A 22,290-nucleotide genomic window follows, 5' to 3' on the forward strand; every position below is an offset into this window, starting at 1 on the left:
CGGGAAGTGTCACAATGTGGACAGAGCCGGTCGCCGGTGGTCCCACCCTGGTCAACTGGCCCGCCATGCCCCCGAAAGCGACGGTCTGACGCCCCACTAGATGTCCGCGAAGGGCTCCCGGGGGACGGCGGCCCGGCACGCCAGCAGGACGAAGTCCTGGAGCAGCGGACTGGCGGCCAGAGCCCGCCGGCACACCGCTTCCGCTTCCAGTTCCGCCTCCTGCTCGCTGCCGCTGAGCAGGAACAGCCCGAGGACCGGTTGGGGAAAGCCCTCCGGGTGGGCGGACACGTACTCGACGCGCTCCTCCGCGCGGGCGAACCCCCGCACGATGGCAGCGGCCTCCTCGGGAAGGAACGCCCCGCTCCTGGCCATCAGTTGGGCATGGATGAGATACATGCGCCCATGATCGGCCCGCACCCGGCCGGGCCGCGGGTGGCCAACCGGTCCTCTTTATGACATGGCAACAACGGGCGCGGGGTCCCGCCGCGCCGCGCCGCGGGGCCCCTGCAACCGCCGCTGGTGGTCCGCGCCCGTGACCCGGACCTCCGAAGAGATCATCAACTCCGTTTGCCCAGTTCGGCCGAAGGATCTCCGGTTCAGGCCACTAGGATGCCGCTCACACCGACGCCATAGTCGAAATGCGGATGCACTGATCAGGGGGCGCGCATGCTGGTAGGTCTGGGGATCGATTCCCTTTCCGAAAAGGTGTACCGCTCGATGCTGGCGAATCCCCAGGAAGGCGTAAGGGATCTCGCGGCGCGGCACGGAACGGACGAGGAAGAGATCTGCCGCGCACTAGCCCGCCTCAGCGAACTCTCCCTCATCCGGCCCACCGACAGCTCCGACATCGGCTACTGCCCGGTCGCCCCGCGGCTCGCGATGGAACTGCTGCTGGCCCGTCAGCAGGCCCGGCTCGCGGAGGAACAGTCCAGGGTCGAGGCATCCAGGGCCGCCGCCGCCGAGCTCATCGCCGAGTACTCCTCCGTGGGCACTTCCACTTCTGCCACCGACCACCTGGCCGGGGTCGACGAGATACGGCGCCGCCTGGCGCAACTGGGACAGGCGGCGGAATCCGAGGTCATGACCTTCGCTCCCGGCGGAGCACACCGGGCCGAGGACCTCGCCGCCAGCCGCGAGCCCAACGCGGACCTGCTGCGCAGGCGCATCAGGATGCGCACCATCTACCTGGACAGCGTCCGCAACCACCAGCCCATGGTCGAGCACGTGACCTGGCTCCACGAGATGGGCGGCGAGGTGCGCACCGTACCCAGCCTCCCCACCCGGCTCATCATCATCGACCGCAAGCAGGCCATCCTGCCCACCCGGCTCTCCGATGCCCGCAGCGGCGCCGACCTCGTGGAGAGCGAGGGGAACGTGGCCGCGCTGTGCGCCCTGTTCGACAGCACCTGGGCCGCCGCCACGCCGTTCGGCTGCCAGCCCGCTCCCGACCCCTGCGGGCTGCCCCGCCAGGAGGCCGAGGTGCTCCAGTTCCTCGCCAACGGGCTGACCGACGAGGCCATCGCCAAGAAGTTCGGCGTCTCCTCCCGTACGGTGCGCCGCGTCGCCGCCGAGCTGATGGACCGTCTCGGAGCCCGCAGCCGTTTCGAGGCCGGCGTACGAGCGGTGCAGCAAGGGCTGCTGCCCGCCGAGCGCTGAGGCCTCGCACGAGCAGCTCTTCAGCCGCACAGCCCTGCACCTCCACAGCTCCGCAGCTTCTCGGCTCCGCTTCCGCGAAGCCCCGTTCAAACAGCCGCGCGGGATCGGTTGAACGCCGCGCCGCCGCCGCTCGAACCCTCCGGGATCCACCCCGAACCGCCCGCCGCCCGGCGGTACGCGAGCCCGCCCGCGCGGGGCACCGTACCCAGCACGGCGGCGAGGTCGGGCGCGGCGATCGTCCGGAGCCCCTCGCTCACACGTCCCCCCGAATTTCGTAGCCGACGGCGCCCCCGCGAGGGAGCGGCGGCCAGTCTGCAAGAGAGGTCCGGGACTGTCGAGGCACCCCGGTCGCGCCGTTCAACCGACTGATGCGCGAGGCGGTTCGGCCGACGGCCCCGACTAGCGTCTACGGGGTGACCGAGCCCTCGTTGATCCCCCGTGAAGCACTCTTCGGCAACCCCGAGCGGATCTCTCCGCAGCTCGCGCCCGACGGCACCCGGCTGGCCTGGATCGCCCCGTACGAAGGGGTCCTCAACGTCTGGACCGCGCCCCTGGGCGCCGACGACCCGCGCCCGGTCACCCACGACGCCAACCGCGGCATCCGCACCTGCTTCTGGACCCCCGACGGCTCCCGCATCGGCTACCTCCAGGACCGCGCCGGGGACGAGAACTGGCGCCTGTACGACATCGACCCGCGGACCGGCGACACCCGGGACCTGACGCCCTTCGACAACGTCCAGACCCAGGTGATCGGCGTCGACCTCGACGTCCCGGACCGGATCCTGGTCGGCCTGAACATAGACAACCCCCGCCTCCACGACGTGTACGAGCTGGGCATCGAGGACGGCAGGCTGACCCGCGTCCTGCGCAACCCCGGCCTGGTCGCCATGGTCGCCGACCGCGACCTGGCGGTGCGCGCGGCGGTCAACGCCCGCCCGGACGGCGGCCGGACCGTGGTCGTCCGCGACCGGGGCGGCCCCGACGCGCCGTGGCGCCCGCTCCTGGAGGTCGGCCACGAGGACGGCCTGTCCACCGTGCCGCTGCGCTTCGACGCGAGTGGCAGCCGACTGCTGCTGACCACGTCGGCCGGCGCCAACACCACCCGGCTCGTCTGGATGGACCTGGCCGACGGCACGATGGAAGTGGTCGCCGAGCATCCGGAGTACGACGTCACCTCCATGATCGGCGAGCGCGCCTCGCGCAAGCCCACCATGATCGCCTTCGCCGGCGAACGGGCCCGGTGGCACGCCCTCGACCCCGCGGCGCAGCCCGAACTCGACGCACTGCGCCGACTGGACGACGGCGACCTGCGCCTGGTCTCCCGGGACCGCGAGGACACGGTCTGGCTCACCGCGTACGACCACTCCGGCGGACCCACCCGCTTCTACACCTACCACCGCCCGACGAAGACCGGCACGTACCTCTTCTCGGACCGCCCCGCCCTGGAAGGCGCCGGGCTCACCCCGATCGAACCCTTCGAGTTCACCGCCCGGGACGGCCTGACCATCCACGGCTACCTCACCTTCCCCACCCGGAGGCCGCGCCGCGACCTGCCGACCGTCATCAAGGTGCACGGCGGCCCCTGGACCCGCGACAGCTGGCGCCTGGACAGCGAGGCCCAGTGGCTCGCCGACCGCGGATACCTCTGCGTACAAGTCAACTTCCGCGGGTCCACCGGGTACGGCAAGGACTTCGTCAACGCCGGCGACCGCGAATGGGGCGGCCGGATGCACGACGACCTGATCGACGCCCTCGACTGGACGATCGCCCGCGGCTACGCGGACCCCGATCTCGTGGGCATCTACGGCGGTTCCTACGGGGGCTACGCCGCACTGGTGGGGGCCGCCTTCACACCGGACCGGTTCCGCTGCGCGGTGGACGTGGTCGGACCGTCCAGCCTGGCGACCCTGATCGAGGGGATCCCGGCGTACTGGGCGCCGACGATCGCGCAGATGCACACCCGCGTCGGCAACCCCGAAACCGATGCGGACTTCCTGTGGTCCCGCTCGCCGCTCTCCCGGGTCGACGACATCCGGATCCCGCTCCTGATCGTCCACGGCGCCAACGACCCGCGCGTCAAGCAGTCGGAGAGCGAACGGATCGTCGCCGCCCTGCGGGCCAAGGGCATCCCGCACGAGTACATCGTCTTCCCGGACGAAGGACACGGCATGGCCAGACCCGAGAACCGCCTGCGCTTCTACGAGGCTGCGGAGCGCTTCCTCGCCACCCACCTCCTCCCGGGCCGCGACCCCGCTCCCCAGGACGACCTGCTGTCCTGGCCCGAGGGCGACTCCCTGGTTCCCTACTAGCAGCCGACGGCCGAAACGCGAGGAGGCCGGCGCCCCGTCAGGGCGCCGGCCTCCTCGCGGTGTCCGGTGGATCAGACGGCGAGCTCCCGGTCCGCGGCGGCGGCAGCCTCGGCCTCGGCGTCGCCCCCGGCCTTCTGCTCGGTTCCGCCCGCCTTCCCGTCCCGCATCACGACCCCCGCCAGCACCGCCGCCGCCAGGACGCCGATCGCGCTGATGGTGAAGGTGGTCGACATCGAGGAGGTGAAGGCGTCCCGGGCGGCCCGCGCCAGTCCGGTGTCGCCCTGGGCCGCGGCCAGCGCTCCGCCGATGGACCGCTTCGCCTCCTCCGGGGCACCGGCCGGCATCTGCCGGGTGAAGCCGCTGGTCAGGAGCGAGCCGAGGATGGCGATGCCGAGCGCGGTACCGGCCTGCTGGATGGTGTCGTTGAGCGCGGAGCCGACGCCCGCCTTGTCCTGCGGGATGGTCCCCATCAGGGCGCCGACCGCGGCCGGCATCGCCAGACCCGCGCCGAGCCCGAGCAGGCCCAGAGCGACGGCCGGAACGGTGAACCCGGTGTCCGCCGAGACGGTGGTCAGCAGGGCGAAGGAGCCCGCCATGACGACCATGCCGGCCACCACCAGCGGTCGGTTGCCCACCTTCGCGGCGAGCCCGGCCCCGGCCCCGTTGCCGATCAGCGCGGCGACGGCGAGCGGTACGAAGGCCAGGCCCGCCTTGACGGGGGAGTAGCCGAGGACGAACTGCAGGTACTGGGTGAGCACCAGCAGCAGGCCGCCGTTGCCGATCTGGACGAGGGTCAGCGAGAGCGAACCACCGCTGAAGTTGCGGTTCTTGAAGAGGACCAGCGGCACCATCGGTGCGGCGGTGGTGTTCTCCCAGACCACGAACCCGGCGAGGGAGAGGACCGCGACGGCCAGGGTGAGCGCGGAGCGCCCGCCGAGGGCGCCGTGCTGCGGGAGCTCGATGATCCACCAGATCAGGGCGGTCATGCCGACCGCCGACAGCACCGCGCCCAGCGGGTCCGGCTTCTGCCAGGGGCCCTTGGACTCCGGCATCAGGGTCAGCGCCGCCACGACGGCCAGTACGACGACGGGCACGTTGATGAAGAAGATCGAGTGCCAGGAGAAGCGGTCGATCAGCACGCCGCCGAGCACCGGGCTGCCGACCAGCCCGAGCATGGACACCGAACCCCACGCCGCCATCGCCCTGCCGCGCTCGTCCTCGTCGAAGACGGTGATGAGGATCGACAGGGTCGAGGGCATGATCAGCGCCCCGCCGACGCCCATCGCGATCCGTACGGCGATCACCTCGCCCGCAGTGGTGCAGAAGCTCGCGGCCAGCGAGGCCGCCCCGAAGAGCAGCAGGCCGATGATCATGACCTTCCGGCGCCCGAACCGGTCACCGAGGCTTCCGGAGGTGAGCAACAGCCCGGCGAAGACCAGGATGTAGGAGTCGAGTATCCACTGCGTGTCCTGCGCGCTCGCCCCGATGTCCGCGGTCATGGCCGGCACCGCGACGGTCAGGGCCATGCTGTCGACGACCAGGACCAGGGTGCTGAGGCAGAGCACTACGAGAATCCACCAACGACGCGGATCGCGGGTTTCCATGAGGACTTTCCTTCCGGTCTGAGCACACTGTTCCTTCGATGCGCACACTGTACGCAGCACGGAACAGTGTGCGCAAGGGTTCATCCATGTACGCTCGATGCGAACGCCGTACGCAACGCCGTACGCAGGAGGAGAGGGACCGCCATGCCCAGGAAGCCCGCCGACACCGCCGCCCCTGAAGCACCCGCCGGGACGGCGGCCAAGTCCCCCATCCCCTCGGTCTGGGCCCGGACCCCGCGCGAGCCGCAGCGACCGGCGCTCAGCCGGGCAGCGATCGTCGGCGAGGCGGTGCTCATGCTGGACGCGGAGGGCATCGACGCGCTGAGCATGCGCAAGCTCGGCGCCCGCCTGAACTCGGGCGCGACCTCCCTCTACCGGCACGTCGCGACCAAGGAGGAGCTCATGGAGCTCGCCGTGGACGAGGTGGTCGCCGAAATCACCGTCCCCACCGCCGAATCGGCCCGCGGGGACTGGCGCACCGCCGTCACCGCGGCCGCCGCCTCCTTCCGTACGACGGCCCTGAACCACCCCTGGCTGGCCTCGGTCCTCGGTCAGGCCGGCCTCGCCTACCTCGGCCCCAACCTCATGTCCTTCTCCGAACGGCTGGCAGCCCTGTTCACGGCCGCGGGCTTCCCCGAACCCACCCGCGCCATCGACACCGTGCTGACCTACGTCATCGGGATGAGCACCACCGAGGCAGCCTGGCTCACCACGATCGCCCGCTCGGGCGAGACCGAAGCCGGCTTCGTCGCCCGCCTGATGCCCGCCGCCCAGGAAGCCGTGGCCGGCCACGACCACCTCACCCGGTCCTACGCATCCGCCGAAGTCGCCGACCCCGCCGCGATCCGCGAGGCCAAGTTCACGTACGGCCTGGAAGTCATCCTGGACGGCCTGGCCCTGCGCCTCCCGCACTGATCCCCGAAGGCTGAATTCACCCTCAGGGGGCGCGTGATCACCGGAGGCCGGTGGGATCCTGAAGGTCACTCGGAGTGACTTGGAGGACCTGCGGATGGCCTTGTACGGCAGGGAACGGATCATCCTGGACGGCTTCATGATCGGCGCAGGCCTTTCGGCGGCCGGTTGGTGGGCAGGCCGGCACGCCTACGATCACACTGCGTACGTCCTGTGGGCGATGAGCCTGCTGATCGTGCTGATCACGGCGTACCGTGCCGTGGTCCACCGCCGCCCCGTGGGCCACTTAGGCCCCCTCGGCCCCGACCGGCCGGCCCCGCGGATCCCGCCTTCGCAGGAAGTGCTGCGCCACGCCGCCCGCGAATCCGGAAGCGCCCCCGAGGCCTGACCGCTCGGGCGCGGTCGGGACGAACGGATGGCCACCCGGTTCGTCGTACGCCGGATGTGCGGCTCCGAGGGGTTCGAAGTGGTGGCGACGGAGTGCTCCCGCCCCGGCCGCCGCCTACCGCTGGGCGATGAGTCCCGGCAGGTCGCGCATGTCGTGGAAGACGACGGTGTCCTCGCCTTCGAGGCGCTCGGCCGGGGTCAGCCCGCCGGCGTAGCCGAAGGACCGCATGCCGGCCGCACGGGCGGCGAGGACGCCGGGCCTGCTGTCCTCGACCACCACGCACGCCCGCGGGTCGACGCCCATCCGCCGGGCCGCGTGCAGGAACAGGTCGGGCGCGGGCTTGCCGCGGGAGACCTCGGAGGCGCTGTAGATGCGGCCCGCGAACCGTTCGTAGAGCCCGGTGCGGCCCAGGGTGTGCCGCATCTTGTCGTGGGAGCCGCTGGAGGCGACACAGGTCGCCGTCGCGAGCAGCGCGTCCAGTGCTTCCGGCAGCCCGTCGACCGGAGCCAGCCCGGCATCCACGGCCTCGCGGTGGAGCTCTTCGAACCGCTTCGACCAGATCGCGGCGGTGTCCGGGCCGAGCCGGTCGGCGACCTGCTCGCGGATGGCGGCGTGCGAGCGCCCGATGAACCGCTCCACGACCTCGCCCTCGGTCAGCGGCCAGCCCAACTCCGCACCGAGGGCGACCTGGACACGCGCGGCGATGCGCTCGCTGTCGACCAGCACCCCGTCGCAGTCGAATATGACGAGTTCAATCGGGTTGATCATCCCGGCAGCATAGGCCTTGTCACGATCACTCCGGCCGGGCCGGACGGACGGACGGAGAGACGGCCGGGGGCCGGGAGACCCGGGCATTTAATTGACTGGCACGCGGCGCGCGGGCCTGCCTAATGTGACGGCGCGACCGCGTCCCCCGATGCGCTCGGCTGCGGCTACTTCCTTCCGAAACCAAGTGACGCCGCAGCCACTTCTGATCTCGGGGTGGCGCGGGCGCCTGCGCCCCGCCCGTCCCTCCGCCCCGTCGGACGCCTCGGACGGGGCTCCCCATCGCCTTTGGATCCGGGGGGATTCCCTGCCTCGCCACACCCCGCGCACGTCGAAGATCTGGTCCGAGATGCTCGTGGCCCCGCACATCTCCGCCGCGGCGGCCCGCACCGCGTCCGTGTCCGCGTCCGTTCCGTGGTCCCACCACCACCCGTTCACCCACGAAGGCGGACCCGCCTTCGTCCGGGAGCCGCGCGAGGAGCTCTTCCTCCTGGCCGTCGGGAACTTCGTCTCCCAGCAGACCTTCTACGAGAGCGGCCCGCAGCGCGACGAGCGCTACACCCGCCTCGTGGGCGAACTCGCCCTCCAGGACCCCGTATGGACGGCCGGCCTGCTGCGCTGGCTCCGCGGCGAAGGAAACATGCGAACGGCCTCCCTGGTCGGCGCGGCCGTGTACGTCAGGGCACGGCTCGCCGCCGGATCCTGCGAGGGGCCGTCCAACCGGTCCGTCATCGACTCCGTGCTCCAGCGCGCCGACGAGCCCGGCGAGTTGCTCGCCCACTGGACCTCGGCCTACGGGCGCAGCGTCCCGCAGCCCGTGAAACGGGGCGTCGCCGACGCCGTACGGCGGCTGTACTCCTCCCGCTCCCTGCTGAAGTACGACACTGCCTCCAAGGCCTTCCGCTTCGGCGACGTCCTCAACCTCGTCCACGCCACACCCGACCCGGCCAAGCCCTGGCAGGGCGAGCTCTTCCGGCACGCCCTGGACCGCCGCCACCATCCGCAGGCCGCGGCGCCGCCGGCCGGCGACCGGCTGCTCACCGCACACCGGACCCTGATGGAACTGCCTGCGGACGAGCGGCGGGCCGTGGTCACCGGGCCGGACGGCGCCGAGCGGCTGGCCGCGGCGGGCATGACCTGGGAGGCCCTGGCGGGCTGGCTCCAGGGACCGATGGACGCCGCGGTCTGGGAAGCCGTGATCCCCTCGATGGGACCGATGGCGCTGCTGCGCAACCTGCGCAACTTCGACGGGGCCGGGATCTCGGACGAGGCGGCGGCCGAAGTCGCCGCACGGATCTCGGACCCCGAAGAGGTCGCCCGGTCCCGGCAGTTCCCCTTCCGCTACCTGGCCGCCCACCGCCACGCGCCCTCGCCGCGCTGGTCGGCGCGGCTGGAACTGGCGCTGAGCCACTCGCTGGCCAACGTACCGGCCCTGACCGGCCGGACCCTGATCATGGTGGACCGGTCGGGGTCCATGTTCTACGGCACCGTCTCGGAGCGCTCCACCCTGTCCCGGGCGGACGCCGCCGCAGTCTTCGGCACCGCGCTCGCGATGCGCGCCGAGGAGGCGGACCTGGTGGAGTTCGGATCGTCGAGCGCACAGGTGCCGTTCCAACCCGGGGAGCCGGTGCTCGACGTGCTGAAACGGTTCCACGACCTCGGGGGCACCGACACCGCCAAGGCGGTGTGCGCCCACTACCGGGACCACGAGCGGGTCCTGATCGTCACCGACGAGCAGACGGGCCCGCACCTGGCCCGACGCGGTCCGGCCTCATCGGTACCGCAGGACGTCCCGGTCTACACCTGGAACCTGGCGGGGTACCAGCCCGCCCACGGCCCGGGCGGCCCGAACCGGCACACCTTCGGCGGCCTGACGGACGCCGGGTTCCGGCTGATCGGCCTCGTCGAGGCCGGCCGCGAGGCCCGCTGGCCCTGGACGTCGCAGGACCAGGGCCCGCCCTAGGCGAAGAGCTCGCCGAGCAGCTCGGGCCCGAGGGCGATCGGGGCGGGGCGGTAGGCGGGCGGCTGCGTGCCCATCAGCTCGCGCACCAGGAAGTCCCAGGCGCGCTTGCGGACGTAGGTCAGGCAGTCGATGAAGGTGTGCTCCGCCCCGGGCACGATGAGCAGCTCGAAGTCCTTGCCGGCGGCGACGAGCCGGTCGGCCAGCCGCAGCGTGTGGTCCGGGTGGACCTGGTCGTCCATTTCGCCGTGGACGAGCAGCAGCTTGCCCGTCAGCCGGTCCGCGAGACCCACGTTGGAGGAACGGGCCCAGGCCTCGGGAGCGTCCGCGCCGTCGTAGGTCTCCACGAAACCCAGGTTGAAGTGGCGGGTGTCGTGCGAACCGGAGAGGGCGACCGAGGCCTTGAACACCTCGGGGAAGTCCAGGACCGCCCGCGCCGCGGCGAACCCGCCTCCGGAATGCCCGAACACGCCCACCCGGTCCAGGTCCATCCACGGCCGCGTCGCGGCGAGCTGCCGCAGCGCGGCGACATGGTCGGCCAGGCCGCCCGCGTCGCCGAGGCGACCGTACGAGGCGTCGTGGAAGGCCTTGCTGCGCCCCGGAGTGCCCCGCCCGTCCAGCGCCACCACCACGAAGCCCAGCGCCGCGAGGGGTTCCGCGTCGAGGCCCATCCCACCGGGGTCGAAGCACGGGGCGACCCGGTTGACCTGCGGACCGGGATAGACGTTGTCCACCACCGGGTAGCTCACGGCGGGGTCGAACCCGCGCGGCCGGTACAGCACCCCGTAGATGTCCGTCACCCCGTCGGCCGCCTTGACGCGGAACCGCTCCGGCGGCGTCCAGCCGGTGCCGGCGAGCCTGCCGACGTCGGCGCGCTCCAGCTCCACCAGCACCCGCCCGGCCCAGTCCCGTACGCGGGACACCGGCGGGGTGTCGACGGTGGACGCCGAGTCGATGAAGTACTCCTGACGGTCCGCCACGACGACCACGTGGTCCAGCTCGTCGTCGGTGACCCGGGCGAAGCCCGAACCGTCCAGCCCGGCCCGGCACACCGTGCGCCGGTACGGGTCCTCGTCGATCAGCCCGCAGGCGCTGAAGTACACCACCCGCTCGGCCTCGTCGACCCGCAGGATCTCCCGTACCGCCCACTGCCCGGAGGTGACCTGCCCGAGCAGCGCGCCGGTGCGCAGGTCGTAGCGGTACAGGTGGCCCCAGCCGTCCCGCTGCGAGTACCACAGCACCTCGTCGGCCAGCACCCGCACGATCGGCGGCTCGTACATCCACTGGTTGGGCTCCACCCGCGTGTCCCCGCTCTCGCTCAGCACGGCGGTGACCTCGCCCGTCGCCGGGTCCATCCGGTACAGGGTGAGGGTGCGCTGGTCGCGGGGGCGGCCGAGGTAGTACACGGCCGAGCCGTCCGCGGCCCACCACGCCCACTTGGTCGTGATCGGCGACAACTGCGGCATGAGCAGCGGCTCGGCCTGCGCCCGGACCACCGTGCCCGAAACGAGGTCCAGTACGACCAGCTCGGCCAGCGGCATGACCTCGTCCCCGGGGTAGGCGTACCGCTGGGTGCGGGTGACGGGCGCGCCGCCGTCTGCGGGCGCGGCCTCCACGAGGTGGGTCAGCCGGACGCCGCGCTCATCGGTCCGGTGCGCCAGCACCTTCATGGAGTCGGGCGACCAGGCCACCGCGGGCGGCAGGTGCGGCAGGCCGATCTTGCGCAGCAGGGTGGCGTTGCCCGTGCACTGCGGGCCGGAGCCGTAGCTGTGGTCGCTCTCGCCGTCGGTGGTCAGTGCCCACTCGCGGCCGTCGGTCAGCGAGCGTGCCCACAGGTCGTGCCCCCGCTGGGACACGGCGGTCTTCCCGTCGGGCGAGGGCACGTCCAGCGGGCTGCCCGGAGGCGTGAACTCGGCCGGCTCGCAGGAGTAGCCGTCCAGCCGGCAGCGCCAGTACTCGCCGAATGCGGCGAACTCCACGGCGTTCCCGGTCAGTTCCACGGCCGCGAACGGCAGGGCCTCGGGATCCACCTGCTGCCCGGAGGCCGCGCCCAGCGCGGCGGCGAGCAGCGCGTGGTCGAAGGCCGGCTCACGGGTACCCGCCGCCGGGTCGACCAGTACGAACCGCCGGCCGGCCCCGTCGCTGACCGCGTACCAGAACCGGGCGCCCCCGTCGATCCACTGCGGCCGGACCTTGTCGCCGACGACGAGCTCGCCGGGGCGGGCAGGGCGGCGGAAGAGCTGCTCGGCGGCCTGGTAGTTCTGCGTGGTGCTCATTCTTCTCGACTTCCTCACGGCAGGGGTGACGACGGTTGGGGCGGGCTCGATCAGGGACGGTGCGGGAGGGACACGGCCGGGGCGGCGGGGTACTCGGGCCGCCCCCGGTCGGGTCACAGGCTCCGGGCGGAGATGTCGCCGTAGGAGGTGGTGGCGCGGATGCTGAGCCCGGCGGCGGCGCCCTCGGCGTTCTGGAGCGCGTTGCGGATGCGGCCGTAGGCGGTGGAGGCGTCGAGGGTCGCGGAGACTCCGCGGGCGGCGCCGACGGTGATGTCGCCCGCCTGGGTGTTCAGTTCGAGAACCCCGCGCAGGGCTTCGGTGATGGTCAGGTCGCCCTTGGCGATGCTGATCTCGGCGGGGCCGCCGAGTCGGCCGACGGTGATGTCGCCCGCCTGGAGGCTGAGGCGGGCGCCGGCGGTCTCGTCGAGCTTTACGGTGCCCTGCGCGCCCTCGATGGTGACGTCGCCGAGGCGTCCGACGCCGCGGATCTCGGCGCTGGCCGTCTTGGCCTCGACGCGGGAGCCGGCGGGCAGCTGGATGGTGACCTCGACGGATCCGGAGTTGCCGAGCACCCGGTTGTCCGCCGGAGCGGCCCCGACGGTCAGGACCCCGTCCGCGTACTCGACGGTGATCCGCTCGGCGGCCTTCACGTCGCGGCTCTTCGAGGCGTCGGCGGGCAGGACCTCGACGGTGGCGTCGTTCCGGTCGGCGGCGATGAAGCGGATGCTGCCCGCGGGGATGTCGAGGATGGCGGCGATCGGGGCGGTGGTGGCGAAGTTCTGCATGACGTTCTCCTGGGCTTCTTGTCTCCTCGCCGGTGTTTCCGACACCGCAAAAGCTACGTTGCGTTCGAGGATCGAGCAACAGGCTCGTTGCACAGGATCCAAGTAGTAGCAGGTCAACCGCGGTATTTCATTGCAACGATCCTGAGGCTTAATGCAACGCATGCCGCCCGCTCGTTGCATTGATCTGAGGCTGAACGCTATGCGGGAGCCTGGGCGCCCTGTTAGGTACTTAGCTAATGTGCTAAATATCTAACATGACAGAAACCCACGACGAGGCCGGCGCCTTCCGTGCGCTCGCCGATCCGACGAGGCGCCAGATCCTCGAGGATCTCCGGGGCGGAGAGCTCGCGGCCGGCGAGATCGCGAGCAGGTTCGCGATCAGTGCGCCGTCCATCTCGCGCCACCTCGGCGTGCTCAAGGGGGCGGGGCTGGTCACCGAGCGCCGGGACGGCAACCGGATCCTCTACACACTCGCCGAGGACCGGCTGGCGACGTCCATCGGCCGTTTCCTCAGCGCCGTCTGCCCCGAGCAGATCGTCCTGCGGCACACCAAATGGCGCCCCGGGGCGCCGGGGGAGGAATCATGAGGCAACCGCACCTGTCCAGCGTCGTCGAGCGACGGCTGCTGGTGAACTACCGGGTCGATCCGGACGTCGCGGCACGTCTGCTTCCCGAGGGGCTGCGCCCGCAACTGGTGCACGGCCACGCGGTCGCGGGCATCTGCCTGCTGCGGCTGGGAAGCGTCCGGCCGACCTGGGCCCCCAAGGCGTTCGGGCTGCGGAGCGAGAACGCGGCGCACCGGATCGCCGTCGAATGGGACGGACCGGACGGAGTCGAGAACGGCGTCTACATCACGCGCCGCGACTCCGCCTCGCGGCTCAACGCCTGGGCCGGAGGACGTGTCTTTCCGGGCGAACACGGCCGGGCCGGCTTCGAGGTGAGCGAAACACCCGACGAAGCGCGTGTCGCCTTCGCGACGCGGGACGGTGACGTCCGGGTGGACGTCACCGTCGAGCACTCCGACGAGCTGCGCGGCAGCGAGCTCTTCGCCGATCTCGCCGAGGCCTCCCGCTTCTTCCAGGGCGGGGCGAAGGGGTACTCGCCCACCAGGTCCGGCCGCCACCTGGACGGCATGGAGCTCCACACCGACGCCTGGCACGTGGAAGCCGGCCGGGTCCGCTCCGCCTCGTCGTCCTTCTTCGAGGACCCGGACCGCTTCCCGCCCGGGAGCGCGACCCTGGACTGTGCCCTGATCATGCGCGACGTTCCCGCCAGTTGGGGGCCGCTCCCGGCCATGGCCACCACTCGGAGTGCCCCATAGGTCGGTCATCGACATATGTCGCTCGAAGGACTATGTTGACCGTCGTGAATGATCAACCTTTGCGAGAGCCGACCTTGTTGATCCTCACGGCGATCGCCGATGCCCCACGGCACGGATACGCGATCGCCCGAGAGGTCGAGAAGATTTCGGAAGGCCGCACGAAGATGCGTACCGGCACGCTGTACGGGGCCCTGGAGCGGCTCCTCGAACAGGAGCTCATCGCCGTGCACGAGGAGGAAGTGGTCGACGGACGCCTGCGGCGCAGCTACGCGCTGGCGCCGCGCGGACGTGAGGTCCTGGCGGCCGAGGCGGCCCGCATCGCCCGCACCGCCCAGGAGGCGACCCGGCGTCTGGGGCTCGGCGGCCTCGGCAGGGCGGTGACCGCATGACCGCACTGCTGAAGCTCTACCCGGCCGCCTACCGGCGGGAGTTCGGCGACGAGATCGCCGACGCCTACCGCAGTGCCACCGAAGACGCGGGCAGGGCGGTACGGCTCCGCGAGGCCAACGACGTCATCGGGCACGCGCTGCGCATGCGGCTCGGGCTGGGGTCGGCCGGACGCGCCGGGCGGTTCCTCTCGGCCCTGGCGCCGTTCGCCGTCATCGTGGTCGGTGCGAACGCGATGCACTGGTCCAGACTGATGGGCCAGCCCCTCGGAGCCGACTACCCGGCCGACTACCCGGCCGACGCCGCGGTCCGCCTGATCGTGACGCTGGCGGCTTCCCTCGTGACGGTCCTGGGCGCCGTACTGGCCCTGACCGGCCGTTGGGCGCCGGGGGCGTGGACCGTGCTGGCGGGCACCGCCGCGACCTTCGCCGCCCAGGCGCTGCGGCCCGGCTTCGGGCTCGAATTCGCGGCCGTCCTCAGCGGGCCGCCCCTCCTCCTGGCCCTGGTGGCCGTGTCGTGCCCGCCCGATCTGCGACCGGTCTCCCGCCTGCGCACGACGACCGGCCCCTACGCCGTCCTCGCAGGGGCGGGCGGCGGTTCTGACGGCCGCGACGGTCATGCTGCCGCTGCCGCACCCGTTCAACGACCTCCACGTGGCCGCACCGGTCGCCGGCGGACTGATCCTGGCCGGACGCCAGGCCTTCGCCCGCCTCCGCACGGCCCCCGCCGTCCTCTTCGCGGGCCTCCCCTTCCTCATCCTCGGCACACTGACCGGCGGCGTGGGAGCCCTGTTCCTGCCCGCCGCCCTCGGAGCCCTACTGGCCGCCTGCGCAACGGTGACCATCCGCCGCCGCCGAGGCGGAGCAGCCCACTGATCCCCACAACCAACCGGCGCCCGCGCCCCATCGAACCCGCGCGGGCGCCGAGGCATCTGGAGCGAAGGCCCGGCGGCCGGATGGTCGTCGAGCGGTTTCGTAGCCGTTCTGGCTCACCGGATCGACCTGATTCCAGGGCTCGCCAACCGTCTGACCTGGGGCGTTCGTAGACAGAGGTGCTGCCGCGCCTCGACGTCCTCGAGGAGTCGACCGGGCCTTGACCGAGGATCCACCAAAACTCATTCCCTCGCCTCCATTCTTGAATCACCCGAAACAAACAGGAGGTAATCCAGATGATTTCCACCGTCAAGATCCCCGCCGTCACCGCCGTCGTCCACAACCGCGCAGTCATCCACAACCGCGCCGTCGTCCACAACCGCGCCGTGGTGCACAACCGCTCGGTCGCCAAGTAACGCCGACCTGCACAGATAGGCGTCGCCAAGGCCCCGGGCCACATGCCCGGGGCCATGGCCTTTTTTGCGGCAGGAATTCAATGAGACGGGGGACCGAAATGGCAGAACTCATGGAGCTCGTGGACGTGGAAATCTACGACATCGAGCAGGACACATGCTTTCTGGTCACCCCGAACGGCGGGGAGTTCTACATATCCGCGCCCACCTCGGAATTCCGCGCATGGGCGGCGCGCTGCGACGGCACCAGGACCCGCGCCGAACTGCTCAAGGGAATGCCCACCGACTACGCCGAGGTGGTCGACGTCCTGCGGCACGACGGCTGCCTGCGCCCGGCCCCGGCCGCGGGCGGCGCCGCACGAGCGGCACTGCTGGCCCGCACGACCGTGCTCGTCACGGGCTCGCCGGCCCTCACGGGCCCCCTGCGCCACGCACTGAGCACCACCGGATACGACCGTGTGGCACCGGCGCCCGAGGACCTCTCCCAGGCCGACGCCCGCGACACCGTACTCGTAGCCGCCTTCGACCACCCCGCCTACGCCGAACTCACCCGGATCGACGAACAGTGCGCCGACCTCGGCCTGCGCTGGCTGCCACTGCGCCGCGAACGCGGCCGCGCGGTCCTCGGCCCGGCGATCGTCCCCGGCACCACGGCGGACTTCGCCGACGTACGGGACCGCCGCCTGTCAGCGGCCCGCGACCCCCGCGTCGTCGAGGCCATCGCGACCTCCCCCCGGACGAACGCCCCCCTGCTGCGTGCCGCCGACGCCCGCTGGGTCCTCTCACAGCTCGACGCACACCTTGAACGCTGGATCGCGGACGGGACCCCCGTAGCCGAAATCGACCTGGACCCGAACGCGTTCACCCAGGTCAGCCGCACCGTACTGCCGCTGCCGACCCGCCCCCGGCCCGTGGTCCGAGGCGACGCCGAGGCGGACCTCCTGGTCGACGACCAGGTCGGCGTGGTCACCGGCGTCCAGGAGCTGGCCCCGCTGCCCGGCACACCGGCCGCGCTGCGGGTCTGCGCCGTCGACGTCGCCGACATGCGGCGCGTCGCGGACTGGCACAACGACCGTCAGGCGTTCGGCACGTCCTGGGGCGACTTCGACGCCGCCCGCCGCAGCGCCGTGGGCGAGGCCGTCGAACGCTACTGCACCAGCAGGCTGCCGCAGGACCGGCTCCGGTACGGCAGCCACGCCGCCCTGCGCCGAGCCGGGGTGCCCGCGCTCGACCCGCGCCGGCTGCACCTGTACTCGCAGCGCCAGTACGACACCGACGGCTTCCCCTTCGCACCGTTCACCGCGGACTCCGAGTGCGCCTGGATCGAGGGCCGCAACTGGACCACCGGCGGGAGCACATGGGTGCCGGCGGCCCTCATCGCCCACGACGAGGCCGACCCGGTCCGCTACTGCGACCCGCTGGTGGCCGGCGTGGCCGCCGGAGTCAACGAGGAACACGCCGTCACCTCGGGGCTGGAAGAGGTCATCGAGCGCGACACCACCATGCTGTGGTGGGCCAACGCCGCCCGCCTCCCCAGGCTTCCGCTGACCGACCGGATCCGGGAGCTGGTCGCCGACAGCCTCGACGCCTACGAGATCACGCTGATCCACCTGGACAACGAGTTCGGGGTCCCCGTCGTCGCCGCCGTCGTACGCGACCGTGCCACCCAATGGCTGACCATCGGCTTCGCCACCCGGCCCGACCCGCAGGAAGCGGCGGAGAAGGCGCTCGCCGAGGGCTTCACCCTGCACCACACCTGCCACTACCTCGACAACGGGAAGGTACTGGAGGAGGGCCAGGCCGAACTGCCGCACCTGGGCAACCTCAAGCCGTACCGCGCCGACCGGCGCTACCTCGACTCCTACCGCGAGGACTTCGCCGATGTCCGGGACCTTCTGTGCCAGCAGCAGCTGCACCTCGACCCCAGGGCCGGCCGACGGGTCGCGCCCTGGCTCGAAGACCTGAAGACCCGCTCCTGGGACGGGCTGCCCGCACTCGCCGAACGGCGCCTGGCCGTCTACCGCGAACGGGTCGAGGCCCGCGGCTTCGAGGTGATCAGCGTAGACATGACCACCTGTGACGTCGACGCGGCCGGGTTCACCGCCACTCACACGCTCGTACCCGGCCTCGTGTCGAACTTCCCCGCCGGCCTCCCCATGTGGGGCGACGGGCGGATCAGCCGGGCCGGGGTCCAGCTCGGCTGGCGCTCCCGGCCGGCGGCCGAGGACGAGCTGAACGTCTTCCCACTCCCCCACGCGTGAGGACATGAGGACACCATGGCTGTCACCGACACACTCGGCCTGCCGAACACCCGGGGGCGCGGGCCCCTGATCGTCGCGCAGATCGTCGACGCACTGGGTACCGGACTCTTCCTGCCGTTCGCCGTCGTCTACTTCCACGCCGCAAAGGACATCCCACTGACCACGGTCGGCCTGATGCTGTCGGCCGCCGCGCTGCTCTCCCTCCCGGCCGGACCGCTGGCCGGCCCGATGATCGACCGCTTCGGGCCGCGCCGGGTGGTCATCGCCGGCAATCTGGTCCGCGTACTGACCTTCACCGGCTACGTGTTCACCGACGTCCCCTGGCAGCTGGTCCTGCTGGTCACGCTCACCATGGCGGGCGACAGCCAGTTCCGGCCCGCGGCCGCCGCCCTGGTGGCCCAGGTCGCCGACGACGGGCAGCGGGCCCGCTGGTACGCCATGGAACGGGCCCTGCGCAACGTCGGGTTCGGCGCCGGCGGCCTGGTGGGCAGCGTGCTGGTCACCTGGGGCGGCACCGCGGGCTACACCGGGGTGGTGGCGCTCAACGCGGTGTCCTTCCTCGTCGCGTCCGCCCTGGTGGCGACCTGGCGCCCGCCCTTCAACCCCGCCCGGGGCCCCGTCACGGACCGCGCCCCCGCCCCCGACCCGTCCGTCAAGCGCGCCGGGTACAAGGAGGTGCTCGCCGACCGCGCCTACCTCGGCGTACTGGCGACCGTCTGCGTGTTCGCCCTGTGCGACCTCGCGCTGACCGTACTGCTGAGCGCCTACGTGATCGAGGCGCGCGGGCTGCCCAGCTGGCAGCCCGGAGTGCTGTTCGCGATCAACACCGTACTGGTCATGCTGGCGCAGACCATGGTGGCCAAGGCCGTCGAGCGGCACCGCAGGCCCAGGGTGCTCCAGGTGGCGGCCGTCCTGTGGGCGGTGTCCTTCCTGCTCTTCGCCGCGGTACCCCGGGGCAGCGCCGGACCGGCATTCGCCGCCCTCGTGGTCGGCATGATCGTCTTCACCATCGCGGAACTGCTCCAGGCACCGACCAGCAGCGCACTGACCGTGGCGATCGCCCCCGAGCACCTGCGGGGCCGCTACCTCGGGCTGGACGAACTGATGTGGGGCGTTGCCAAGGTGCTGGCCCCCGTGGTGTTCACCTGGCTGCTCACCCAGGGGCCGGGCCTGCCGTGGCTCGCGCTCGGCGCCTGCTGCCTCGGAGCGGTGGCGGTACTGCACCGGCTGAGCCGGGTGCTCCCCGCCCGCGCGGTCCGGGAGACGGTCAGTGCCTGAACACCACCCCACGCTCCACGACCCCGCCGAGTACCGCGAGGTCTACCACCGGGTCTACCGGGAACCCCCGTACCACGAGGACGCGGACGCCGCGGACGCCTTCCGCGCACAACTGACCGAACACGCGGCGCTCCCGGGATTCTCCGTGACCACCGTCCACGCCGACGGCGCGCTCGCCGGCTTCGCCTACGGAGTGCGCCGCGACCCGGGATGGTGGCACCCGCGGGCCGCCGCACCCCCGCCGCGCGACCTGCGGGGGCCGCTGTTCTACGTCTACGAGCTCGCGGTCGTACGCGAGCTGCGCGGCCTCGGCCACGGCCGGGCACTGCTCGACCTGCTCCTGACCGAACGGACCGAGCCGTTCGCCGTGCTCGCCGCGTCGACCGGCGCACCGGCGCACACGCTGTACCGGCGATGGGGCTGGTCCGAGGTGGGCCGCCTCACCGGACCGCCGCACGGCGTCGACCTCCTGGCCCGCCCCCTGGCCCACACCCCGCCCAACTCCCTGCCCCACCCGAACGAGGAAGGCCCCCATGCCTGACACCATCACGCCCGCGGGTGGCCTGCTGCCCCGCCAGGTCGCCGACGCCCACGTCGACGCGCTCGTCGACCTGGACCCGCTCCTGGGCACCTACCTCGGCATCGCCGAAAGCTCCGCCCGCCTCCCCGACTTCTCCCCGGCGGGCCAGGAGGAGATCGCCCGGCTCGCCCGCACCACCCTGGAGCGCCTCGCCGAGGCCGAGGTACGGCCCGGCGGCGACAGCGTCGCCGAGCGGCGCTGCGCCCGGCTGCTGCGCGAGCGGCTCACCGCCGAACTGGCCGTGCACGAGGCGGGCGAAGGGCTGCGTACCGTCAGCAACATCTACTCGCCGCTGCACCGCGTCCGGGAGATCTTCACCCTCACCCCCGCCGACACCGAAGCGGACTGGGTGGCGATCACCCGCCGCCTGTGGGCCGTGCCGCGGTCACTGGCGGGCTACCGCAGCTCCCTGGAGGCCGGCCTCAAGCAGGATCTCCCAGCAGGCCCCCGCCAAGTGACCGCCGTGATAGCCCAGTTGGCGGAGTGGATCGGCGGCGGCACGGGCCGCAGCTGGTTCGCGGAGTTCACCGACCCGGGGCCCGAGCGGCTGCGAGAGGAGCTCAACGAGGCCGCCGCGGTGGCCACCGGCGCACTGGTGGAGCTGCGCGACTGGTTCCGGGACAGCTACGCCCCGGCCGTCGAGGGCGCGCCGGACGTGGTGGGCCGGGAGCGCTACGGACTCCTCGCGCGCTTCTTCAACGGCGCCGACCTCGATCTCGACGAGGCCTACGCCTACGGCTGGGCCGAGTTCCACCGGCTCCTGGCCGAGATGCGGGCCGAGGCCGGCAAGGTGCTGCCCGGGGCCGCCGACCCGTGGGAGGCGCTGGCCTGGTGCGACCGGCACGGCGAGGCCATAGAGGGGGTCGAGGAGACCCGCCAGTGGCTGCAGACCCTCATGGACGAGGCCATCGACGCGCTGGACGGAACCCACTTCGAACTGGCCGAGCGGGTGCGCCGGGTGGAGTCCCGCATCGCCCCGCCGGGCAGCGCCGCGGCGCCGTACTACACCGAGCCCTCGCTGGACTTCTCCCGTCCCGGCCGCACCTGGCTGCCGACGATGGGCGAGACCCGCTTCCCGGCCTACGACCTGGTCACCACTTGGTACCACGAGGGCGTCCCCGGCCACCACCTCCAACTGGCGCAGTGGGCACACGTCGCCGACAGCCTCTCCCGCTACCAGACCACGGTGGGCCTCGTCAGCGCCAACGCCGAGGGCTGGGCCCTGTACGCCGAGCGCCTCATGGACGAACTGGGCTTCCTGACCACCCCGGAGCGCCGCCTGGGCTACCTGGACGCCCAAATGCTCCGCGCGGTCCGCGTGGTCATCGACATCGGCATGCACCTGGAGCTGCGGATCCCCGAACACTCCCCCTTCCACCCGGGCGAACGCTGGACCCCGCGACTGGCCCAGGAGTTCCTCGCCCAGCACAGCAGCCGCCCGGCCGGCTACGTCGAAAGCGAAGTCATCCGCTACCAGGGCATGGCGGGCCAGGCCATCGGCTACAAGCTGGGTGAGCGTGTCTGGCTCCAGGGCCGCGAAGCCTCCCGCGCCCGCCACGGCGCCGCCTTCGACCTGAAAACCTGGCACATGAAGGCCCTCTCCCAGGGCTCCCTGGGCCTGGACGACCTGCTGCACGAACTCTCGGCCCTCTGAGGCACCCGGTGGGGTCCGGCGGCCCGTGTGCCGGGCCGCAGCCGGCGTGTGCGCAGAGCTAGGAAACAAACGGTCTGTCCGGTATATTTTCAGCGTGGTGTGTCACTGAAGCCCGGAGGAGCACCGATGACCTTTGAACATCCTGCCGACGTGCTGACCGATCTCGTCGGGGTGCTCGGCGAGGTACTGAGGATCCAGCCGGAGAAGATCGACCCCGAGCAGTCCTTCAAGTCCCTGGAGCTCGACTCCATGCTGGTCGTGGAGTTCGTGGCCGTCGTCAACAGCCGCTACGGACTGCGGGTGCGGGCGAGCGACCTGTACGACCACCCGACCCCGGCGTCCTTCGCGCGGGAGGTCGAGCGGGCGATGAGCAGCGCCGACGCCCGTCCGGCCGCTGCCGCCGCCGCTGCCGCGTCCACGGCTCCCGGCGTCGACCTCGTGGACCCCGTCCGGGCATCGGAACGCGTACCGGACCCCGCGCCCGCGGCGCAGCAGGTCGTGGAAGTGCTGCGGGAGCAGCTCGCGGCGATCCTGTGCTGCGACGCCCGGGACATCGACGCAGGCGCCCCGTTCAACGCGCTGGGCATGGACTCCATGGTCGGCGCGGAGTTCATCGCCGCCGTCAACCGCTCCTTCGGCATGCGGGAACGGTCCGTCCTGCTCTACGAACACCCCAATCTCACCGCCATGGCGGACTACATCGCCGCGCGCACGGGAGCCTCCGCGTACGGGGCCCTGCCCGCGCGGGCACCAGAACCCGCCTCCCCTCCGGCGGCCCCCGACGACCTCGACGTCCTGCTGGACGCGGTCCGTGACGACCGGATCAGCGTCGACGAGGCACTTGTGCTGCTCGCCCGCCGAGGCTGAAC

General features: G+C 71.9%; 20 protein-coding genes. 14 read left to right on the top strand and 6 right to left on the bottom strand.

The window, feature by feature from the left end; all coding sequences use genetic code 11:
- Positions 1–96 precede the first annotated feature (96 nt).
- Positions 97–396: a hypothetical protein gene (locus AC3IYJ_RS42290; protein WP_489403532.1), complete on the bottom strand. Its 300-nt coding sequence runs from the start codon at positions 394–396 to the stop codon at positions 97–99.
- Between the two features lie 321 nt (positions 397–717).
- On the opposite strand from AC3IYJ_RS42290, the gene AC3IYJ_RS42295 reads away from it, so the two are divergent.
- Positions 718–1,656, top strand: a complete 939-nt coding sequence (locus AC3IYJ_RS42295; protein ID WP_489403533.1) for a LuxR C-terminal-related transcriptional regulator — start codon at positions 718–720, stop codon at positions 1,654–1,656.
- Between the two features lie 86 nt (positions 1,657–1,742).
- Here the strand turns inward: AC3IYJ_RS42295 and AC3IYJ_RS42300 are convergent, their stop codons facing one another.
- Entirely contained in the window at positions 1,743–1,913 is a 171-nt protein-coding gene (locus AC3IYJ_RS42300; protein WP_489403534.1) for a hypothetical protein, read from the bottom strand.
- Between the two features lie 156 nt (positions 1,914–2,069).
- Between AC3IYJ_RS42300 and AC3IYJ_RS42305 the strand changes: the two genes are divergently transcribed.
- A complete protein-coding gene (locus tag AC3IYJ_RS42305) occupies positions 2,070–3,965 on the top strand; it encodes a S9 family peptidase (RefSeq protein WP_489403535.1) in 1,896 nt (631 codons plus the stop codon).
- Positions 3,966–4,036: 71 nt separating this feature from the next.
- Here the strand turns inward: AC3IYJ_RS42305 and AC3IYJ_RS42310 are convergent, their stop codons facing one another.
- On the bottom strand, positions 4,037–5,569 hold the full coding sequence (locus AC3IYJ_RS42310) for an MFS transporter (protein ID WP_489403536.1): 1,533 nt from the start codon (positions 5,567–5,569) through the stop codon (positions 4,037–4,039).
- A gap of 144 nt (positions 5,570–5,713) precedes the next feature.
- Between AC3IYJ_RS42310 and AC3IYJ_RS42315 the strand changes: the two genes are divergently transcribed.
- Together AC3IYJ_RS42315 and AC3IYJ_RS42320 are read left to right on the top strand one after the other, a co-directional pair.
- Positions 5,714–6,484, top strand: a complete 771-nt coding sequence (locus AC3IYJ_RS42315) for a TetR/AcrR family transcriptional regulator (RefSeq protein ID WP_489403537.1) — start codon at positions 5,714–5,716, stop codon at positions 6,482–6,484.
- A gap of 94 nt (positions 6,485–6,578) precedes the next feature.
- Positions 6,579–6,869 carry a hypothetical protein gene (locus AC3IYJ_RS42320; RefSeq protein ID WP_489403538.1) on the top strand — a complete coding sequence of 97 codons (291 nt, stop codon included), beginning with the start codon at positions 6,579–6,581 and terminating at the stop codon, positions 6,867–6,869.
- A gap of 114 nt (positions 6,870–6,983) precedes the next feature.
- Here the strand turns inward: AC3IYJ_RS42320 and AC3IYJ_RS42325 are convergent, their stop codons facing one another.
- Positions 6,984–7,637: an HAD family hydrolase gene (locus tag AC3IYJ_RS42325; RefSeq protein WP_489403539.1), complete on the bottom strand. Its 654-nt coding sequence runs from the start codon at positions 7,635–7,637 to the stop codon at positions 6,984–6,986.
- Between the two features lie 346 nt (positions 7,638–7,983).
- Between AC3IYJ_RS42325 and AC3IYJ_RS42330 the strand changes: the two genes are divergently transcribed.
- A complete protein-coding gene (locus AC3IYJ_RS42330; RefSeq protein ID WP_489403540.1) occupies positions 7,984–9,597 on the top strand; it encodes a TROVE domain-containing protein in 1,614 nt (537 codons plus the stop codon).
- Here AC3IYJ_RS42330 and AC3IYJ_RS42335 read toward each other — a convergent pair.
- Together AC3IYJ_RS42335 and AC3IYJ_RS42340 are read right to left on the bottom strand one after the other, a co-directional pair.
- Positions 9,594–11,870 (bottom strand): S9 family peptidase, encoded by a 2,277-nt coding sequence (locus AC3IYJ_RS42335; RefSeq protein WP_489403541.1) that lies wholly within the window; start codon positions 11,868–11,870, stop codon positions 9,594–9,596. The genes AC3IYJ_RS42330 and AC3IYJ_RS42335 overlap by 4 nt on opposite strands.
- A 113-nt stretch (positions 11,871–11,983) precedes the next feature.
- A complete protein-coding gene (locus tag AC3IYJ_RS42340) occupies positions 11,984–12,655 on the bottom strand; it encodes a DUF4097 family beta strand repeat-containing protein (protein ID WP_489403542.1) in 672 nt (223 codons plus the stop codon).
- Between the two features lie 254 nt (positions 12,656–12,909).
- On the opposite strand from AC3IYJ_RS42340, the gene AC3IYJ_RS42345 reads away from it, so the two are divergent.
- From AC3IYJ_RS42345 to AC3IYJ_RS42385, 9 genes are all read left to right on the top strand, one after another.
- The gene (locus AC3IYJ_RS42345) at positions 12,910–13,242 is read left to right on the top strand and encodes a metalloregulator ArsR/SmtB family transcription factor (protein WP_489403543.1); all 333 of its coding nucleotides are present in this window, start codon (positions 12,910–12,912) and stop codon (positions 13,240–13,242) included.
- Complete coding sequence (locus AC3IYJ_RS42350; RefSeq protein ID WP_489403544.1) at positions 13,239–13,976, top strand: DUF2071 domain-containing protein; 738 nt, start codon at positions 13,239–13,241, stop codon at positions 13,974–13,976. Before AC3IYJ_RS42345 ends, AC3IYJ_RS42350 begins: the two co-directional genes overlap by 4 nt.
- A 44-nt stretch (positions 13,977–14,020) precedes the next feature.
- Positions 14,021–14,365 (top strand): PadR family transcriptional regulator, encoded by a 345-nt coding sequence (locus tag AC3IYJ_RS42355; protein ID WP_489403545.1) that lies wholly within the window; start codon positions 14,021–14,023, stop codon positions 14,363–14,365.
- Between the two features lie 615 nt (positions 14,366–14,980).
- Positions 14,981–15,238 carry a hypothetical protein gene (locus AC3IYJ_RS42360; RefSeq protein ID WP_489403546.1) on the top strand — a complete coding sequence of 86 codons (258 nt, stop codon included), beginning with the start codon at positions 14,981–14,983 and terminating at the stop codon, positions 15,236–15,238.
- A 511-nt stretch (positions 15,239–15,749) separates the two neighbouring features.
- On the top strand, positions 15,750–17,909 hold the full coding sequence (locus tag AC3IYJ_RS42365) for a YcaO-like family protein (protein ID WP_489403547.1): 2,160 nt from the start codon (positions 15,750–15,752) through the stop codon (positions 17,907–17,909).
- Positions 17,910–17,924: 15 nt separating this feature from the next.
- Complete coding sequence (locus AC3IYJ_RS42370; protein WP_489403548.1) at positions 17,925–19,187, top strand: MDR family MFS transporter; 1,263 nt, start codon at positions 17,925–17,927, stop codon at positions 19,185–19,187.
- Positions 19,180–19,728, top strand: coding sequence for a GNAT family N-acetyltransferase (locus AC3IYJ_RS42375; RefSeq protein ID WP_489403549.1), 549 nt, complete (start codon positions 19,180–19,182; stop codon positions 19,726–19,728). The genes AC3IYJ_RS42370 and AC3IYJ_RS42375 overlap by 8 nt, the downstream gene beginning before the upstream one ends.
- A complete protein-coding gene (locus AC3IYJ_RS42380; protein WP_489403550.1) occupies positions 19,721–21,421 on the top strand; it encodes a DUF885 domain-containing protein in 1,701 nt (566 codons plus the stop codon). Before AC3IYJ_RS42375 ends, AC3IYJ_RS42380 begins: the two co-directional genes overlap by 8 nt.
- 126 nt (positions 21,422–21,547) lie before the next feature.
- Positions 21,548–22,288, top strand: coding sequence for a phosphopantetheine-binding protein (locus tag AC3IYJ_RS42385; protein WP_489403551.1), 741 nt, complete (start codon positions 21,548–21,550; stop codon positions 22,286–22,288).
- Positions 22,289–22,290 lie beyond the last annotated feature (2 nt).

It is taken from the genome of Streptomyces sp. GL_140 (assembly GCF_057834465.1).

Bases quoted from the DNA above. Each gene is read 5' to 3' on its own strand.
- AC3IYJ_RS42320 (WP_489403538.1), top strand. From the start codon at position 6,579: ATGGCCTTGTACGGCAGGGAACGGATCATCCTGGACGGCTTCATGATC.
- AC3IYJ_RS42315 (WP_489403537.1), top strand. From the start codon at position 5,714: ATGCCCAGGAAGCCCGCCGACACCGCCGCCCCTGAAGCACCCGCCGGG.
- AC3IYJ_RS42370 (WP_489403548.1), top strand. From the start codon at position 17,925: ATGGCTGTCACCGACACACTCGGCCTGCCGAACACCCGGGGGCGCGGG.
- AC3IYJ_RS42360 (WP_489403546.1), top strand. From the start codon at position 14,981: ATGCTGCCGCTGCCGCACCCGTTCAACGACCTCCACGTGGCCGCACCG.
- AC3IYJ_RS42345 (WP_489403543.1), top strand. From the start codon at position 12,910: ATGACAGAAACCCACGACGAGGCCGGCGCCTTCCGTGCGCTCGCCGAT.
- AC3IYJ_RS42365 (WP_489403547.1), top strand. From the start codon at position 15,750: ATGGCAGAACTCATGGAGCTCGTGGACGTGGAAATCTACGACATCGAG.
- AC3IYJ_RS42340 (WP_489403542.1), bottom strand. From the start codon at position 12,655: ATGCAGAACTTCGCCACCACCGCCCCGATCGCCGCCATCCTCGACATC.
- AC3IYJ_RS42335 (WP_489403541.1), bottom strand. From the start codon at position 11,870: ATGAGCACCACGCAGAACTACCAGGCCGCCGAGCAGCTCTTCCGCCGC.
- AC3IYJ_RS42350 (WP_489403544.1), top strand. From the start codon at position 13,239: ATGAGGCAACCGCACCTGTCCAGCGTCGTCGAGCGACGGCTGCTGGTG.
- AC3IYJ_RS42325 (WP_489403539.1), bottom strand. From the start codon at position 7,637: ATGATCAACCCGATTGAACTCGTCATATTCGACTGCGACGGGGTGCTG.
- AC3IYJ_RS42290 (WP_489403532.1), bottom strand. From the start codon at position 396: ATGTATCTCATCCATGCCCAACTGATGGCCAGGAGCGGGGCGTTCCTT.
- AC3IYJ_RS42385 (WP_489403551.1), top strand. From the start codon at position 21,548: ATGACCTTTGAACATCCTGCCGACGTGCTGACCGATCTCGTCGGGGTG.
- AC3IYJ_RS42380 (WP_489403550.1), top strand. From the start codon at position 19,721: ATGCCTGACACCATCACGCCCGCGGGTGGCCTGCTGCCCCGCCAGGTC.
- AC3IYJ_RS42295 (WP_489403533.1), top strand. From the start codon at position 718: ATGCTGGCGAATCCCCAGGAAGGCGTAAGGGATCTCGCGGCGCGGCAC.
- AC3IYJ_RS42330 (WP_489403540.1), top strand. From the start codon at position 7,984: ATGCTCGTGGCCCCGCACATCTCCGCCGCGGCGGCCCGCACCGCGTCC.
- AC3IYJ_RS42310 (WP_489403536.1), bottom strand. From the start codon at position 5,569: ATGGAAACCCGCGATCCGCGTCGTTGGTGGATTCTCGTAGTGCTCTGC.